Source organism: Glycomyces albidus, from assembly GCF_009451885.1.
Lineage (GTDB): Bacteria > Actinomycetota > Actinomycetes > Mycobacteriales > Micromonosporaceae > Glycomyces > Glycomyces albidus.
This window is the reverse complement of the sequence record NZ_WIAO01000088.1, coordinates 1-583: the sequence shown is the minus strand read 5'-3', so window position 1 is coordinate 583 and position 583 is coordinate 1. Positions and strand designations below refer to the sequence as shown.

The window sequence follows — 583 nt, the reverse complement described above, 5'->3', positions numbered from 1 at the left end:
GGCCGCCGTCCGCAGCGCGCCGGCGCAGACCGGCGCCGCGCCCGCGCCGGTCGCGGACACGCCCGCCGCACCGGTCGCGGTCCCGCCGTGGGAAGACGCGACCGAGACCGTCGTAGCGGCCTCGCCGGAACCGGCCGCGGTCGACGAACCGCCCGCCGAGGACTGGTCGGCACCGGCGCCGGCCCCGACGTACGAGCCCGCGCCCGAGCCGGCCGGAGGCGGCACCTCGGCCGCGTCGGTCCGCCGCCAGTGGGACCGGATCATGATGGCGGTCAAGGACCGCAAGCGCACCACCGCGGCGCTCCTGCAGGACGCCACGATCGCCGACGCGGCGGACGGCGAGCTGGTGCTGGCGTTCAGGCACGCCTTCCACGCCGAGAACCTCCAGAAGGAGCCCGCGTACGGCATCGTCGTGGGCGTCCTCGGCGAGGTCCTCGGCGGCACCTGGAAGATCCGGTGCGAGGTGGGGGAGGTCGGCAGCCTCCCAAAAGCGCCGACGGGAGCGGCGCCGGCCCCGGCGCCTAGGTCCGCCGCGCCCCGAACCGCCGCGAACGGCGCCGCCGCCCGGCCCGCGGCCGGCCCG

Annotated in this window: 1 pseudogene; it reads left to right on the top strand. The window is 78.7% G+C overall.

The features are described from left to right. A pseudogene (locus GFD30_RS26510) lies at nt 1-583 on the top strand (DNA polymerase III subunit gamma and tau); the annotation flags it as partial.